The following is a 17307-nucleotide window of genomic DNA, read 5'->3' as shown; positions in this document are numbered from 1 at the left end:
ATTATATCCTTTAATTCTTTTTACGTAAAATTCTTAATAATTTATGAAGAAAATCAACTAGTTTGCTTTACATACTAGCCAATTCATGATAAATTATATTCACTAATAGGTAATACAAACTAGTTAAGGAGGGCTTATGTGAAGCAAACTCAATTATTAAAAGGCGTTTTAGAAGGTTGTGTTCTAGCTATTATTAAAGAAAAAACAATCTATGGTTATGAGCTAGTCCAAGCTTTGCGAGAGGCTGGTTTTACTGATATGGTAGGTGGAACTGTCTATCCACTTCTACAAAAACTAGAAAAACAAGAAGCTATCGTAGGAATGGTCAAAGACTCTCCTGATGGACCAAATAGAAAATATTACTCTCTGACTTCACTAGGTGAGGAAAGATTACTAGAATTTCAAGAACAATGGGATTATTTAACGACACACGTCGACCAAATTTTAACTAATACTAATAAGGAGTTTTAATATGACAAAAGAAGAAAAATTAATTGAAAAAAATAATGAATTAAGAGAGCAACTGACTCCTGAAAATAAAGAATACTACGAAAAAGTTTTAATCTATCTTAGAACAAAATCACTTTTTCATGATGAACTTGAGATAGAAAATATCTTAATCGAGTTGTTACAAGATATACTAGAGGCGCAAAAAAACAATGAATCTGCTGAAGACTACTTTGGCAAAAATCCGCAAGAACAGCTTGATATGTTGCTAAAGCAACTACCTAAAGTACCAGTAAGGAAAAAACTTTCTTTAGTTTTTATTGTATTTGCTATTAGTACTGCCTTTTCGCTATTTTCAACTTTAACAAATCCAATTCCAAGTATTAACCTACTAACAATTATCTTTAATGGTGTCATTAGTGTAATTTTTGTGAGTTTAGTTTTTTATCTTATTAATCGTTACACTTTTAAACCTAATAGCGGTAAGAAAAAAGAATTTTTTGTTGCCTTTTTAGTTGGTTTTATTTTTATTGGTTTAACCTTTTTATCTAATTACTTTGGTGGTTTTTGGTTGAGCATTCGTGTGCCTGAGATGACAAGTTTATTTATTGTCTGGCTTGCTTTAATAATTGTTAGTGGCTGGATTATTTTGAAAAAGAAAAAAGAATCTTATTATTTTATTCCATCTATGACAATGCTTGCCTTAGTCCCCACTTTATTTAAGTTACCAATGACTAAACATCTATTTCTATCTTCTACAAATAAAATTATTTTTGCTGTTATTACTTTAATCGTTGTTTATGGTTCTATGTATCTTGGAACAAAAAAATTAAAAGACTAAAAAAATTCTACGGCATAGGTTAGTCCTGTGCCGTAGAATCTTTTTATTTATTTTCTTGTTTACTAACTTGAGCAATTAACACATTAAAGAAAAAGCCTAAACCAACTGTTAAAATAATATGCCCAATTCCAGCAAAACCTGCAATCATTGCTGAATCTTCATATCCTAAAACGGTCATACATCCGTGAACTAACATTATCAATAAGGTTAGTCCTAAGCCACTATTATAAATAGCATAGAATTTTTTATAGTTTTTATGCTCACTTAACTGGAAATTTTTCTCTAATAATAAAACAATTAAAAAGAAAAACATACCTAAGACTAAAATATGTGTATGTAATGTATTTAATTGACTTTTCCCAGTGAAGTCATTAAATCTTCCAAATTCTCTATAAAAAACACCTGCTAATAATCCTGCGATCATATAAGTCATACTTGTTCTTGCTAATTTTCTCATTTATTCCCATCCTTTTACCTTTATTAGTTTCATCTTAATACAAAAGTGACATTTTGTCACTTTTAAAGTTTCAAACAATAGAATATAAAAAAACAAGCTTCAACTGAATTTATTGACTGACTTATTTGAGAGTGTTATACTAAGGAAGTAGTAATATGAGCGTTATGGGGTCCATTAAGTTAAATCCTATTAGCATCACATTTATTGCAATAACGTAAGAATAGGAGGAAACAAACATGGCACAAGGAACAGTTAAATGGTTTAACGCTGAAAAAGGTTTCGGTTTCATCACTCAAGAAAACGGTGAAGATGTATTTGCACACTTCTCTGCTATCCAAGGTGAAGGATTCAAAACTTTAGAAGAAGGTCAAGCAGTGACTTTCGAAGTTGAAGAAGGACAACGTGGACTTCAAGCAACTAACATTGAAAAAGCATAATTAAACTTTCAATTATTAAGACATCTAGTAGCTAGCTATTAGATGTCTTTTTTTGTTTATTTAATTATCTTTACTTGCTTATACACTAGATTGCTTGTATAATTCTCACTACCGTTAGCAATAATGCTTTTTGCAATAACTAGAATAAAAGGTTTCTAAACTTAGAAACCTTCCCGTAAAATCAATCCAACTTGGATTACTTTACGGTTTTTTTTAATGATTACAAAAAACAGTTATCTCAAATCAATCTAAATGAGATAACTGTTTTTAGTTTTAATCAATAAATTGGATTGTACTTTCAATAGCAGATAAATTTTCACGATAAACTTTCAATTCATTACGTGACATCTCACCTAACTCAAAAGCATGTTGGATACTATCTCGCTCAATTTGAATGGCATATTCAATCCACTCATCTGTTGAACTTGTATCTTGTCCCTTAGCCTCTCTATCAAGTTGCGAATAACGTGATAGGTAGAATGAAATCATTTCTTGTGGGAATTCCCCTGGCTCTAATTCCTCAAGTTTTCGTGTCACATAATTTAGGTTGCTATTTAATAAATAGCGACGTTGACGACGTTGTTCAGACAAACTAACAGGTCTTAAATTCATGTGTTTAACTTTCTTACGAATTAATTGACCGTAAAACATATAGTGATGATATTTATCATCCTTAGTCAATTGATAAAGCAGTCTATTTAAACGTCTCATATGTCTAAATCCAACTTGTAAGTTAACTTCTTTATCGTATAATTGTTTCACTGTATCAAGTAATTGCCATTTTAAAACTAATTCTTTTAACTCATCTTGCTGCTTACCATAAAAACCATCTTTATTTAAAGCAATGATTCGCTCATTGTAGAGATTAACCACACGTCTAATGGATTTTTGGTTATCAGGTGTGACTTGCTTTTGTAAATCCATCACAACGCCACGCAAGATTTCAATTTCTTGCTCATGATTATCTTCTTTAACTTCACGCTCTCTTTTTTCAGCAAACAATGACATTGTAAAGTTAGCTAAAAGAAGAGTTGTCACAATCACTCCACCTGCAATACTGATTAGTAATTCTCTTTCTAAAAAAACATCTCCATTACCTAAAAAGATTGGCAGACTTAGAGCACTGACTAGGGTAATTGTTCCCCTTACTCCTGAAATTGTATATAAAGCTGACTGTTGGAATCTTTCTTTTTTAGTCATTTTAGCTGTTTCAAAGTTTTTAAATAACCAGAAACAAATAAAACGAATCCCCAATAACATAGTTGTAATACATAAAATATAGAAAATCAGTAAGTAGTTACTAATATTATTATTTTCCCAAACCACATGAATAACATGAGGAAGTTGAATTCCTAAAAGAACAAAAACCAGACCATTTAAACTAAATGAAAAAACTGACCAAGTATTTTTAGAAATCAAATGTAGTTGAGCAATCTCTGGCGTTACTTTTTGGTAACTTAAAGAATAAACTAAACCAGCACTAACAACAGCTAAAATACCATTAGCATGTAAGTGTTCGGCTACTAAAAAAATTCCAAAAGGAAGTAATAACTCAAACAAAATAAATGACGTTGTGTTTTCAATCCCTAGGTGTCTTAACCATTTAATAATTTGCATGCCAATAAAACTTAGAATAACTCCTATCAAAACACCACCAAGGGAAATTAAGACAAAACTAACACTTGCTTGGGCCATTGAAAAATTACCTGTCAAAAGAGCTGCTACAGCAAATTGGAAAGATACAAGCCCAGAAGCATCATTGATTAACGATTCTCCCTCTAAGGTGTGCATCATCTTATGAGGAATCTTCACTTTTTGAGATAAAGCTGACACTGCTACTGGATCAGTTGGTGCAAGTGCTGCAGCTAAAGCAAAACTCCCAGCCCAAGGCATCACAGGAATCAACCAATGTATGGCACTTCCTAAAAGACCGACTGTCACAAAAACTAAAGCAATCGATAAAACCGAAATGGCTTTCCTTGCTTCCCATAAGGCTTTTTTATTAACATTCATCCCATCGTTAAATAGTAACGGAGCTAAAAATAATAACATAAAAAATTCAGAACTTACTTCAAATGCTTCAAATGAAGTGAAGATTGCTAACATCATTCCTAAAGCTACTTGAATTAAGGGAATAGCGATTGATGGAATAAAGCGATTTATAACATTAGATAACAAGATAATACCTAACATCGCTAGTACTTCTTCAAAAAAAATCACACTTCTCACCTCTTACGTACACTTTCTTTTTACTTTTATTCTATAATAGTACACTACTTTTCATGTTAAAAAAACAGACTTTTAAAAAAACAAAAAAAGATTAAACATTTCTCATGCTTAATCTTTTAAATCTTCACATTTATTCATTAAAGGTTGTAGTAATACAGGTGTATTGATGGATAACTCTTCTAATTTCACATGTTTTCTAACCCAGTAATCTAAAATAGCTAGTACACAAATAGCGATTGGTGCATTTTCTTCATCTGGGATGACTATTTTAAAATACGTTTTATTATTTTTTCTAATCAATCCAGCTGTACAAATGTCACTACCAAAATAACTAATTTTATAATGTTTATATCGATTTTCACCTGTTGCTAACCACTTTAATTTGCTAACCCAATAACGATCTCTTTTTAGAGAAAAAACTCGTCTTAAGCTACCAACTTTTTTTTCATCATCATATAAATCAAACTTAGGATTTGGAGAATAACTTGTTTGTACAACTTTGGCTAAACGCTTATCATCTAAGTTATTAATTGACAAACAGTCTCCCTTAACTCCCCAACTACCAACTAACAGAAACACAGGACGGTCTTCTTCATCTTTTACAAATGCTCGGACCCTTGCAGACAACAAGTTTTCTTCTATGTAGTAAGTGGTCATATCCTTTCAACTTCTTTCTTTAAAGATTAAAGATTTTCAGAAATTGCTCGTAAAATGGCTTTTCCAACACCATGATTCATATTTGTATCAGCTTCATACTTAGCTATTTTTTTTACGTCTTCCTCTGCGTTTCCCATAGCAAAACTAACTCCTGCTACTTTTAACATAGAAACATCGTTAAAGTTATCCCCAATTGTCATAACATCCTCTAGCCCAATACCACGTTTTTCTGCCATTAACTTAACAGCATTTCCTTTTTGAGCGTCTTTATGATTAATTTCAATGTTATTAGGGAATGAAGCCGTCACGTATAATGGACCATTTGCCTCTAACTCGTCTGCAATTGGACGAAGTAATTTCGGGCCTTCATCACTAAAAGCAATTACTTTTAAGATTTCAACAGAGTCATCTACTAATAAGTCATCGTAATTATTAATATAATGTACTGGTAACATATTTAAGTGAGTTGATGCCATAGCAATCGCCATCTTAAATGTTAAATGAGGGACTTGATTAGCAAGTAATGTAGCGAAGTTTTCCACACGTTGTGGCTGACTTTCTGCATAAACACCATTTGTTGTCATTAACTCAAAGTATAGATTTTTTTCTCTTAAAGTAGTCATAATTTCTTTTGTTGTTTTTTTGTCAATTGAAAAGGTAACAATAGCTTCTCCATTTTCATCAAAAATTTGGGCACCGTTTCCTGTAATCATACAGCATTTTATTCCTGCGTCATCTAAGGCAGGTTTTGCTTCTGAATAGGCACGTCCTGTTGCCACCATAAACTCAATACCTTGAGCTTGAGCTTCTAATACAGCTTCTTTATTTGTTTCAGATATAGCTAAATGTGACGATAATAACGTCCCATCCATATCTGATGCAATCATTTTAATCATTGTTTGCCTCCTCAAAAAAATTGGTTACCTACAGTTTACCATTTTTTCCTTTGTGAATCATACTTTAGCTAATTTATGTTAAACTAAATTTCGAGGTGAGAAAATGAGATTACAACTACCAAATAATTGGGAAAAGCACTTAGCAGATGAAATAAAACAAGACTATTTTAAAGAGTTAGAGCTTTTCTTAGATGAAGAATATAAAAACCAAATCATTTTTCCAAAAGAAGAAGATATTTTTACAGCTTTAGAGGCAACATCCTTTGAAGAAACACAAGTCGTTATTTTAGGTCAAGATCCTTATCACGGAGAAAATCAAGCTCACGGGTTAAGCTTCTCTGTTTTACCAGGAGAGAAATTACCTCCTTCCCTTAGAAATATCTATCAAGAATTAGAATCAGATGTTGGTGTCACTAGAACAGATGGTTACTTACTTCCCTGGGCTACTCAAGGTATCCTTCTTTTAAATACTGTTTTAACTGTTAGAAAAGGACAAGCCCACTCACATAAAAACAAAGGCTGGGAAAAGTTAACAGATGCCATTATAAAAAAACTAAATCTTCGTGAATCTCCTGTTATTTTTGTTTTGTGGGGAAAACCTGCTCAAAGTAAAAAAGCCATGATTGACACCGAAAAACATTATATTATTGAGGCGCCACATCCAAGTCCATTGTCTGCTTATCGCGGATTTTTCGGGAGCCAACCATTTTCTGTTATTAATAAGTTATTAACAGAACAAAGTAAAAAAAATATCCACTGGGGATAACAATACAACAGACTGTTATTCTGTTTCATTAACACTACTAAAAATCTAATTTTTCAAGCAAAATACGAAAAAAACAGGACAATATACTGTTCTTTTTGTTCATTTAGTTGTATGATGAAATGGTGAACAAAAAAGTATAATAAAATTAGTGGAGGGTTTCATAAGTGGAACTATTTGAAGGACTTAAACAAAATATTAGTGGTAAAAAAGTAACAATCGTTTTCCCTGAACCAACAGATGAGCGTGTTTTAGGAGCTGCAGTTCGTCTTAAATCAGATGATTTAGTTGAACCAATCTTAGTAGGTAACCCTAGTGTTATCAATGAAATTGCTAGTTCTCGTGGTTTAATCATCGATAATTTAAAAATCGTTGACCCTGAAAAATATGACAAAATGGACGAAATGGTTGAATCTTTTATCGCTCGTCGTAACGGTAAAGCAACTGAAGATCAAGCTCGTCAAATTTTAAAAGATGAAAATTACTTTGGTACAATGTTAGTATATATGGACTTAGCTGATGGACTTGTAAGTGGTGCTATCCACTCAACAGGTGATACAATTCGTCCAGCTTTACAAATCGTTAAAACTAAACCAGGTGTTAGCCGTACAAGCGGTGCTTTCTTAATGGTTGGTGACCGTGAATCTGATAAATATATTTTCTCAGACTGCGCAATCAACATCAACCCTGACGCTCAAGCATTAGCTGAAATCGCTGTTGAGAGTGCTAAGACTGCTGAATTATTTGGCATTGATCCTAAAGTTTCATTATTAAGTTTCTCAACTAAAGGTTCTGCTAAATCAGAAGAAGTAACTAAAGTAGCTGAAGCAACTAAAATTGCTCAAGAGTTAGCACCTGAATACGATATTGATGGTGAACTACAATTTGATGCAGCTTACGCACAAACAGTTGCTAACCAAAAAGCACCAGATTCAAAGGTAGCAGGACATACAACTGTCTTTGTATTCCCTGAAATCCAATCAGGAAACATTGGTTACAAAATTGCTCAACGCTTAGGTGGATTCCAAGCAATTGGACCAATCTTACAAGGTTTAAACAAACCTATTTCTGACCTTTCTCGTGGATGTAACGAAGAAGATGTTTACAAATTATCAATCATCACAGCTTCACAAGCATTACAAGAAAAATAATAAAAATATGATGAAGACCAGAAATTTAGCAATGAATTTCTGGTCTTTTTTAATAATCGAATAACTTTACAAAAATCTACTTCTGATTTAGAGTGGATATTAGCTAGAGATAAATTTACAGGAGTGTATACACATGCAACACAATGAATTTGATGAAATTTATGATTTGATGGTCACTTCTTTCCCCTCAAGTGAAAGAAGAAGTTACGAAGATCAAAAAGCCTTGCTTGAAAAACATAATTATGAAATCGAAACAAACCGAAATGATAATGGAGAGCTGCTTTCTTTTATGGCAATTTGGCAACTAAATACCTCTCATTTTATTGAGCATTTAGCTGTTTCACCTTTAAGTCGTGGCGAGGGTGTTGGTGGCAAAGTCATGAAAGAGTTAATTAAAAAAAGTGAAAAACCAGTTCTACTAGAAGTGGAACATCCTGAAACTGAAATTGCTAAAAAGAGAATTCAGTTTTACGAACGTCTTGGTTTCCATTTAAATACTCATGACTATGTTCAACCTCCTATCCAAGCTGGTGAGGATCCTTTGCCGCTGCATATTATGAGTTACCCAAATCCAATTTCAGCTGAAGAGTTTAAAATATTTAAAGACGATATTTTTTCAGAACTTTACGCCGTATAATAATAAAAAAGAACGAGTTGTGATGAAATACCACAACTCGTTCTTTTTTCGCTTTAGAAGGAACAATTTTCAGTACATTCCCTTCTTATTTCTTGAAGCTAAATATCTTTGTTACAATCTCTTCTTTAAACGGTGTATCAAAAACAGCTCCTTCGGAAATAAGCTGTGAATCAGTAAAAATTAAAAAGCAATTTTTATGATTCCCTTCTTATTTCTTGAAGCTAAACGTTTTTGTTACAACCTCTTCTTATAACTGTTTCGTTTTCAATTAATCGATGAGGGATAATCACTCTTTTTTTCATTGAGTTTTCTTCTTTTAATTGGAGTAAAAATTCTTATACTGCTGTTTTTCCAAGCTCCGAAATATTCACATCTATTGATGTAATATATGGGTGAAGTAATGTTGTAAATATAGAATTATTAAAGCTAATAACTGACACATCATCTGGTACACTAAACCCTAAAAACTGAATCATTTGAATCAATCTAATGGCGAACATATCATCAATAGCAACACAGGCTGTTGGTTGATTTTCTCTAAAAACTGTATCAAACTCAGCATAACTTTCTGGAGTAATTAAAGATAACTCTTTAAAAGGCTCTAAACCATGCTCTTTCATACATTTTTCGTAGCCAAATAACCGATCTTTAGAAAAATTTTCTGTTTGGTTGTTTGTTACAAAGACTATTTTTTCGTGACCTTTTTCAATAAGATGCTTAGTTGCTGTATAACCAAGTAATTGGTTGTCATTATCCACACAATTAGATTCATTATGATATTTATAAGGTTGTCCTACAATGGTAAAGGGAACTTTTTTTGTTACCAAATACTCTAAAATTTGGTCGTCTTCTTTAGAATAAAGCAAAATAAAACCATCCACTCTTTTTTGACGATACATTAATTCAACATTATTTAATAATTCTTCTTCCGTTTCACCAGAAGCGATAGCAATGGTTACTTTTTGGCGACTAGCTTCTTCACTCATGGCTGTTAGCATCTCTAAATGAAAGGGATTATTTTTACTTTCTTGAGATTTAGTGACAGGTAAAATCACGCCAATTGTATTCACATATTTATTCGCTAAATTTTGAGCTGAAACATTAGGTACATAACCTAATTTTTCCATTGCTTTTCTAACTCTTTCCTTTGTTTCATTAGAGATACTTGGATGATCTTTTAACGTTCGTGAAACAGTTGAGGGAGCTACTCCCACCTCTTTGGCCACATCTTTAATTGTTACACTCATATTAATTCTCCTTCAATCTATCTACATATCAATCATAATACCAAAATGATCACTTACAACTGGCCCTGTTTTTCCGTTAAAAACAACTTGATAAGATTTTATTTCTTTTTCTTTTGAAATAAAACCAAAATCAATTCGTAATTTTTCTTGATTGCCTTGCCAGCCATCAATTTCTTCATCTACTGTGTAAGAACCTATCTTTACTTTTGCCAACTCATAAACATCATAAAAGTTCTCTTTAATTAGCTCATAGCCTTCGTTTTTAAGATGAGCTGGTGCATTAAAGTCACCTAATAATAACACTTGATCTTTCACATTGGCTATTTCTTTTAATAATTTTTGCCATTCATAGTAAAAACCTGATTCTTCTTCACCTGTCCACCAAGAGAAGTGACAACTAGCTAGTTGTAAGTCTTCCTTTTCGAAATCAGCTAACAGAATTTGCCTTGTGTGGTAATCTGCTTTGTCATGTGTCGGAGATACCAAAATACTTTTAGCTTCAAAGCTTGTTTTAGATAAGATAGCCGAGCCTTCCTCGTAAATATCATAGCCAATATGACTACATGTCCAACTCCAAAAGTAGTTAATTCCTTTTCCCCTCAAATACTCAACTAACAATAAAGCAAAGTTATCTTCTCTGATTTTATCTTTATTTTGATTAGGGCAAAAGTAACTTAAATCATGTATTTCTTTTGCACTAATTAGTTGATTAACTTCTTGTAAGGCAATTTTATCTATTTTCTGTTCAATAATAAAATCACCTATCTGCTTTAATTTTTCTAAAGGTCCTGTTTCAATCCAGCTGTGCGTGTTTAATGACAATATCTTCATTTGATTTTCTCCTTTAAATGTAAAATCAGAAAAGACTGCAACATAATTATGTCACAGTCTCTTTTTTAAACAGTGTATCAAAAACAACTCCTTCGGAAATAAGCTGTGAATCAGTAAAAATTAAAAAGCAATTTTTATAATTCCCTTCTTATTCCTTGAAGCTAAACGTTTTTGTTACAACCTCTTTTCCTTACATTTTTATTGTTCCTACTTTGTCACCTAAGTTAACTGCTCCTGTATGATTCAAAGTAAAACTTTCAGTTTTTTGACTGTTTGTAAAGACAACTACAATAGTTGTTCCTTTATTTTCTGATACTACTAAGTCCCAATTAGCATGAGCTAATAGTTGACCTTGTTCTACTGTTTCTCCAACTGCTACTTTAACATCAAATGCTTTTTCTTTCATCTGTACTGTATCAAGCCCCATATGAACAAGAACTTCTAATCCTTCTGCTGTTTCAAGTCCGATAGCATGTAAACTTGGAAATACTGATGTAACTACTCCTGATACTGGAGAAACAACTTCTTTATTTTCATCTGGATTAACTGCAAATCCTTCACCCATCATTTTTTGAGAAAATACATCGTCCTCTACTTCTTCAATCGGAATTAAAGTCCCTGTGGCTACACTTGAGATATCAAAACTAACATGAGCTGATTCTGTAACTACTTCTGTTTCGACAACTTCTTCTTGAGTAGTCATTGTTGGAATTTCCACGCCTGAGTCTAAAGCATCTTGGATATCTGATTTTAAAATATCTGCTTTTGGACCGTAGACTGCTTGAACGCCGTTATCTTTAACAATTAACCCCATAGCTCCTGCTTTTTTCCAAGCATCTTCTGCTCCTACTAATTGGTTATCTTTAACACTTACTCTTAAACGTGTCATACACGCATCTACTTCAGAAATATTTGTTTTACCACCTAATAAGTTAATAATCGCAATCACTTCTTGAGATAATCCTGAAATATCTTTAGTTGATTCACTTTCTTGAGTACCTTCTACTTCGTAATTACCATTTCTTCCTGGAGTTGCATAGTTGAATTTTTTAATTAAGAAGTTAGCTAAAAAATATGTCCCTACACCAAATACAATGACACAAATAACAAAATTGATCACATCCATACCAAGTCCTGCTTTAATAGAAATCGGTAATCTAGTTAGCAATTCAATGTTACCAAATGAATGCAGTCTTAAACTGACAATATCAGCCATCGCAAAGGCCAAACCTTGAATAAAAGCATACACAACATATAAAGGCATTGCCGCAAACATAAACATAAACTCTAAAGGTTCTGTTACACCAGTTAAAAATACCGCTAAAGCAGCTGATACATACATTCCTTTGTATTGCGCTTTTTTATCTGAATCAACATTTTTATACATAGCCAGTGCCATACCCATTAAAATACCTGAGGCACCAATCATTTGCCCTACTTTAAAACGAGCGGGTGTAAATCCAGTTAATACAGCGTTATATTGATCCATTGTACTACCTGTTTTTAAGTTAACTAAATCTGTTGCCCAAGCTAACCATAATGGGTCTTGTCCGTAAACAAAAGTTCCAGCTTGCGCTCCTGATAGTATTTCATATGTTCCACCAAGTTGTGTGTAGTTAATAGGAATCGTTAACATATGATGTAAACCAAATGGTAATAATAAACGCTCTAATGTTCCATATAGAAACGGTGCTAGAATTGGTGCTGTTTCTTGACTTGTAGCAATCCATAAACCAAAGTTATTAATTCCTGATTGAATAACTGGCCAAATAATCGCTAAAGCTAATGAAACCAGTACTGACCAAAGGATGACAACAAAGGGCACAAAGCGTTTTCCATTAAAGAAAGATAAAGCATCTGGTAACCTGCGGTAGTTATAATATTTATTATAAGCCATCGCCCCAACAAAACCTGCGATAATACCTACGAAAACACCCATATTAAGAGCTGGTGCTTCTAAGACACTTGTAAAGAATCCTTTAACCATAATTTTTGTGCCAAAAATAGTATGAGTAAAAGCTTCTGGGTCATTTAACATATCACCAGTTACACCAAAGATAGATCCGGTAATCCTATTAATTAAAACAAAAGAGATACCTGCTGCAAATGCACCACCAGCTCTTTCTTTTGCCCAACTCCCACCAATTGCTAAAGCAAATAGTAGGTGAAGATTCCCAATAACAGCCCAACCAATATTTTCAATAACCCCACCAGTTGTTACTAAAAATGTTGCTTCTGGACTAATTAAAGGAATTGTTTTTCCGATACTAATCATCAACCCTGCTGCTGGCATAACAGCAATAACTACCATTAAAGCTTTTCCAAACTTCTGCCAAAACTCAAAATTAAATAATTTCTTCATTTTTTATCTTCTCTCTTTCTTTTTACATTAATAAAAACAACGCAATCGTTTTCACAATTAAAGTATATCTGCTGTTTTTCTCTTTGTAAAGTTGTAAACGGTTCATTATTTAATCTTGTTACTGGTAACAAGATTTCTAATCCTATTGAATTCGCAAGCGATTGCGTTTATGATAGATTTATAAATCGACTCAAGGAGGATTATTAATGGAACATTTAAAAAGATTATTCGATATTAATCCATGGAAATTAGCAACGAATGAACTTCATTCTAATGATATTCGTTTACAAGAATCATTAACAAGTACAGGTAATGGCTATATGGGTATGCGTGGGAACTTTGAAGAAGGATTCAGTGGTGACAATCATCAGGGAACTTATATAGCAGGAGTTTGGTATCCAGACAAAACTCGTGTTGGTTGGTGGAAAAATGGTTACCCTGACTACTTTGGTAAAGTAATTAATGCTATTAACTTTATTGCAATGGACATTTACATTAACAATGAAAAAATTGATCTTGCTACTCAAAAAGTAACTAACTTCTACCAAGAATTAGATATGAAACATGGCTTATTAGCACGTCATTTTACAATTGATGTACAAGGTACTGTTGTTAAATTCTCATTCGAACGTTTCTTAAGTATAACAACTAAAGAACTTGGTGTGATTAACATGAAAGCTGAGATTCTTAAAGGTAGCGGCGAGATTAAAGTTGTTTCTAAACTTGATAACAGCGTTCATAACGAAGATAGTAACTATGATGAAATGTTCTGGGAAGAACGTTCTGTTGGCGAAAACTTTGTTACAACTCGTACGATTCCAAATAACTTTGGCATTGAACAATTTACAATTACAGCTTTAATGGAAAATACAGCAACTGGTAACTTTACAAGTACTAAAGAAACTGCAAGCTTCTTGGCTTCAGAAAACTTTATATTTACTGTAAATGCTGGTGAAGCTATTGAATTAACTAAAAAAGTTATTATTGTGACAAGCCGTGATATTGAAGAAACAACTCAATTAGAAGAAGCTCGCAAATTGATGAACTCTGTCAATGAAACTTCTATAGAAGAACAAAAAACAGCTCACATGAAAGCATGGGAAAATCGTTGGGAAATCGCTGATGTCGTAATTGAAGGCGACGATGAAGCTCAACAAGGTATTCGTTTCAACCTCTTCCAGTTATTCTCGACTTATTACGGAGAAGATGAAAGATTAAACATTGGACCTAAAGGATTCACTGGTGAGAAATATGGCGGCGCTACTTATTGGGATACAGAAGCTTATGCTGTTCCTTTATATTTAGCTTTAGCTGATCCAAGTGTGACTAAAAACTTATTAAAATATCGTCACAATCAATTACCAGAAGCTCATCATAATGCTCGCCAACAAGGTCTTAAAGGGGCACTTTACCCAATGGTCACCTTCACTGGTGTTGAGTGTCATAACGAATGGGAAATTACATTTGAAGAAATTCACCGTAATGGCTCAATCGCTTACGCTATCTATAACTATACAAACTATACAGGTGACACAACTTACATTGAAAACGAAGGTTTAGAAGTTCTAACTGCTATTTCTCGTTTTTGGGCAGACCGTGTTCACTATTCAAAACGCAATGCTAAATACATGATGCACGGTGTAACTGGTCCTAACGAATACGAAAACAACGTCAATAATAACTGGTACACTAACTACATCGCTGTTTGGGTCTTAAAATATACCTTAGAAAACTATGCTAAATACAAAGAAAATGCGACCGTTTCTATTTCAGATGAAGAAATCAAACATTGGGAAGATATTATTGCTAATATGTATTTACCAGAAGATAAAGAATTAGGTGTATTTGTACAACATGATACTTTCTTAGACAAAGATTTAATGCCTGTTGTTGATTTAGACGCTAAAGATGTTCCTCTTAACCAAAACTGGTCATGGGATAAAATCTTACGCTCTTGCTTTATTAAACAAGCTGATGTTCTTCAAGGTGTTTATTACTTCAATGATGAATTTACAATGGAAGAAAAACGTAAAAACTTTGAGTTCTACGAGCCTATGACTGTTCATGAGTCTTCTTTATCACCATGTATTCACTCTATTTTAGTAGCTGAACTTGGTATGGAAGAAAAAGCTGTAGAGATGTATCAACGGACAGCTCGTCTTGACTTAGATAACTACAACAATGACACTGAAGACGGCTTACACATTACATCAATGACTGGTAGCTGGTTAGCTATCGTTCAAGGTTTCGCTCAAATGAAAACTTATAAAGAAAAATTAAGTTTTGCACCATTCTTACCAACTAAATGGAGTAAATATGCTTTCCGCATTAACTACCGTGGTCGCTTATTACATGTTTTAATCGACTTAAACGTCACTATTACTCTTCTAAGTGGTGAACCAATGACTTTAGAAGTTTATGGAGAATCACATAATCTGACAGATACATTAGTCGTATCTGCTCAATAATTAGGCTATTTATTGATAAGTCATAGCTTTTCATTATTGCCTGATTTAAACTTAAAATAAAAAGAGGTTGTAACAAAAACGTTTAGCTTCAAGATATAAGAAAAAAATCACGAAAATTGCTCTTCAAATTTTTGTGATTTTTGACTTATTTTCACCGAAACTACTTTTGTTACACCATTTATTTGTAATTAAGAAAGGAAGTTTCATATGTTTAAAGGAGTTTTATTTGATTTAGATGGTGTCATTACAGATACTGCTGAATATCATTTTCTAGCTTGGAAAAAATTAGCTGATGATTTAGGGATTTCAATTGATCGCGAGTTTAATGAGCGTCTTAAAGGTGTTAGCCGCGAAGACTCTCTAGCTTTAATTTTAGAACATGGCAATAAACAAGACGACATTAATACTGAGCAATTTGCTCAATTAGCAAAAGAAAAAAATGAAAATTATGTTGAAATGATTCAAGCTATTTCACCAAAAGATATTTATCCAGGAATTTTAGAATTACTAACAGACTTGAAAAATAATGGCATTAAAATAGCTTTAGCCTCTGCTAGTAAAAATGGTCCTTTATTATTAGATAAAATGGAAATCAGCCACTTCTTTGATGCCATTGTTGATCCAGCTTCTTTAGCTGCTGGAAAACCAGCACCAGATATTTTCTTAGCTGCTGCATCAGCTGTTGATATTGATATTAAAGAGGCTATTGGGATTGAAGATGCTGCGGCTGGTATTCAGGCAATAAAAGCAAGTGGGGCTCTACCTATTGGCGTTGGAGAAGCAAAAGATTTAGGAGACGATATCGCTCTTGTACCAGATACTAGTCACCTATCTTTCTCTTATTTAACAACTGTTTGGCAAGGTAAATAAGATGACTTATTCCATTCAGACTGATGAAAAAACGAACATCACCACTATCACTTTAGTAAACGGTGACTTAACAGCTTCTTTTTTAGATTTTGGTGCAAGATGGCATCAATTTTTAGCTCCTGATAAAAATGGTAAACTAGAAAATATTTTGTTATCCCTAGATACTTTGGAAGAAGTATTAGTAGACCAAGCTCAGTTCGGTGCTCTTGTTGGCCCTGTTGCAGGACGGATTAAAAACGCTAAGTGGAAAGGTATTTCTTTAGATAAAAATTTAGGAAATCTACACCATATTCATGGTGGTAGTAAGGGTTGGTGGTGTCAGTTTTGGAATTATGAAATCATTGAAGAAAAAGAATCTATTAAAGCTGTTTTTTCTTTAACAGACACACTTTCTGGTTACCCTGGTCCAATTCACGTGACAAATACATACGAACTGACTCAAACAGGTGTCACTATGACAACTAGTGTCACATCAAAAGAAGTAACCATTGTAAATCCTACAAATCACGTTTACTTCAACTTATCAGGAGATGCTAAAAGAAAAATTTCAGACCACCTTTTAACTATCAAATCACCTCATATATTAGAAACAGGTAATTTAAACATTCCAACTGGAAAACTGATTTCTGTAGAAAATACTGGTTACGATTTTAATACACCTAGAGTGATTAAAGAGGCTATTAAAGAGCTGAAAACTGGTATTGATGATGCGTATTTGTTAGAAAATACTTCTCCACAAATTATTTTAGCCGATTCCATTAGCGGCCGTCAGTTAACTATTGATTCAAATAGACAATCAGTTGTTGTTTTTTCAACAACTGGGTTTAATGATTCTTTCAAAGTTAACGGTCAATCTATGAGCTCTGAAATAGGCATTGCCCTTGAAACTCAAGAACTTCCTGATATTACTCACTACCCTGAGTGGGGAAATATCGAAATAATACCTAATGAAACAAAAACCTATCAAACAACTTATACAATTAGTTCCCCTTAAAGCCATTTTATAATGGCTTT

At 33.0% G+C, this 17307-nt stretch carries 16 protein-coding genes and 1 pseudogene; 9 read left to right on the top strand and 8 right to left on the bottom strand.

The genetic code is table 11. The annotated features are described in order from the left end of the window. Window positions 1-138 precede the first annotated feature (138 nt). Together DFR54_RS02370 and DFR54_RS02365 are read left to right on the top strand one after the other, a co-directional pair. Window positions 139-471 (top strand): PadR family transcriptional regulator, encoded by a 333-nt coding sequence (locus DFR54_RS02370; RefSeq protein ID WP_114288755.1) that lies wholly within the window; start codon window positions 139-141, stop codon window positions 469-471. A gap of 1 nt (window position 472) precedes the next feature. Continuing rightward, a complete protein-coding gene (locus DFR54_RS02365) occupies window positions 473-1288 on the top strand; it encodes a DUF1129 domain-containing protein (RefSeq protein WP_114288754.1) in 816 nt (271 codons plus the stop codon). Between the two features lie 43 nt (window positions 1289-1331). Here DFR54_RS02365 and DFR54_RS02360 read toward each other — a convergent pair whose 3' ends face one another. After that, the gene (locus DFR54_RS02360; protein WP_114288753.1) at window positions 1332-1745 is read right to left on the bottom strand and encodes a DUF2871 domain-containing protein; all 414 of its coding nucleotides are present in this window, start codon (window positions 1743-1745) and stop codon (window positions 1332-1334) included. A gap of 236 nt (window positions 1746-1981) precedes the next feature. On the opposite strand from DFR54_RS02360, the gene DFR54_RS02355 reads away from it, so the two are divergent. Next, window positions 1982-2182, top strand: coding sequence for a cold-shock protein (locus tag DFR54_RS02355; protein ID WP_086341875.1), 201 nt, complete (start codon window positions 1982-1984; stop codon window positions 2180-2182). Window positions 2183-2455: 273 nt separating this feature from the next. Here DFR54_RS02355 and DFR54_RS02350 read toward each other — a convergent pair whose 3' ends face one another. The 3 genes from DFR54_RS02350 to DFR54_RS02340 form a co-directional block, all read right to left on the bottom strand. Then, complete coding sequence (locus DFR54_RS02350; protein WP_114288752.1) at window positions 2456-4402, bottom strand: cation:proton antiporter; 1947 nt, start codon at window positions 4400-4402, stop codon at window positions 2456-2458. 117 nt (window positions 4403-4519) lie between these two features. Further along, window positions 4520-5068, bottom strand: a complete 549-nt coding sequence (locus DFR54_RS02345; protein WP_126808972.1) for an LURP-one-related/scramblase family protein — start codon at window positions 5066-5068, stop codon at window positions 4520-4522. 26 nt (window positions 5069-5094) lie between these two features. After that, entirely contained in the window at window positions 5095-5964 is an 870-nt protein-coding gene (locus DFR54_RS02340) for a Cof-type HAD-IIB family hydrolase (RefSeq protein ID WP_114288750.1), read from the bottom strand. A gap of 103 nt (window positions 5965-6067) precedes the next feature. On the opposite strand from DFR54_RS02340, the gene DFR54_RS02335 reads away from it, so the two are divergent. The 3 genes from DFR54_RS02335 (at window position 6068) to DFR54_RS02325 (ending at window position 8515) form a co-directional block, all read left to right on the top strand. Next, a complete protein-coding gene (locus DFR54_RS02335) occupies window positions 6068-6730 on the top strand; it encodes a uracil-DNA glycosylase (RefSeq protein ID WP_114288749.1) in 663 nt (220 codons plus the stop codon). A 164-nt stretch (window positions 6731-6894) separates the two neighbouring features. Further along, complete coding sequence (gene pta / locus DFR54_RS02330; protein WP_086341870.1) at window positions 6895-7878, top strand: phosphate acetyltransferase; 984 nt, start codon at window positions 6895-6897, stop codon at window positions 7876-7878. 133 nt (window positions 7879-8011) lie between these two features. Beyond that, window positions 8012-8515 carry a GNAT family N-acetyltransferase gene (locus DFR54_RS02325; protein WP_114288748.1) on the top strand — a complete coding sequence of 168 codons (504 nt, stop codon included), beginning with the start codon at window positions 8012-8014 and terminating at the stop codon, window positions 8513-8515. 335 nt (window positions 8516-8850) lie between these two features. Here the strand turns inward: DFR54_RS02325 and DFR54_RS02320 are convergent, their stop codons facing one another. From DFR54_RS02320 to DFR54_RS02310, 4 genes and pseudogenes are all read right to left on the bottom strand, one after another. Then, entirely contained in the window at window positions 8851-9762 is a 912-nt protein-coding gene (locus DFR54_RS02320) for a LacI family DNA-binding transcriptional regulator (RefSeq protein WP_346243191.1), read from the bottom strand. A 21-nt stretch (window positions 9763-9783) separates the two neighbouring features. Then, window positions 9784-10593, bottom strand: a complete 810-nt coding sequence (locus DFR54_RS02315) for an endonuclease/exonuclease/phosphatase family protein (RefSeq protein ID WP_114288747.1) — start codon at window positions 10591-10593, stop codon at window positions 9784-9786. Window positions 10594-10783: 190 nt separating this feature from the next. Further along, on the bottom strand, window positions 10784-11311 hold the full coding sequence (locus tag DFR54_RS13515) for a PTS sugar transporter subunit IIA (protein ID WP_376716398.1): 528 nt from the start codon (window positions 11309-11311) through the stop codon (window positions 10784-10786). Continuing rightward, a pseudogene (locus DFR54_RS02310) lies at window positions 11299-12955 on the bottom strand (PTS transporter subunit IIBC); the annotation flags it as partial. The gene DFR54_RS13515 and the pseudogene DFR54_RS02310, both read right to left, overlap by 13 nt. 206 nt (window positions 12956-13161) lie before the next feature. Here DFR54_RS02310 and DFR54_RS02305 point away from each other — a divergent pair. The 3 genes from DFR54_RS02305 (at window position 13162) to DFR54_RS02295 (ending at window position 17287) form a co-directional block, all read left to right on the top strand. Next, window positions 13162-15423 (top strand): glycoside hydrolase family 65 protein, encoded by a 2262-nt coding sequence (locus DFR54_RS02305; protein WP_114288745.1) that lies wholly within the window; start codon window positions 13162-13164, stop codon window positions 15421-15423. A 207-nt stretch (window positions 15424-15630) separates the two neighbouring features. Beyond that, entirely contained in the window at window positions 15631-16293 is a 663-nt protein-coding gene (pgmB, locus tag DFR54_RS02300) for a beta-phosphoglucomutase (RefSeq protein WP_114288744.1), read from the top strand. A gap of 1 nt (window position 16294) precedes the next feature. After that, the gene (locus DFR54_RS02295) at window positions 16295-17287 is read left to right on the top strand and encodes an aldose epimerase family protein (protein ID WP_114288743.1); all 993 of its coding nucleotides are present in this window, start codon (window positions 16295-16297) and stop codon (window positions 17285-17287) included. Window positions 17288-17307: the final 20 nt, after the last annotated feature.

It is taken from the genome of Vagococcus fluvialis, from assembly GCF_003337315.1.
Classification (GTDB): domain Bacteria; phylum Bacillota; class Bacilli; order Lactobacillales; family Vagococcaceae; genus Vagococcus; species Vagococcus fluvialis.
Note: the sequence above shows the minus strand (reverse complement) of the source record. Positions and strands in the feature narration are given on the sequence as shown.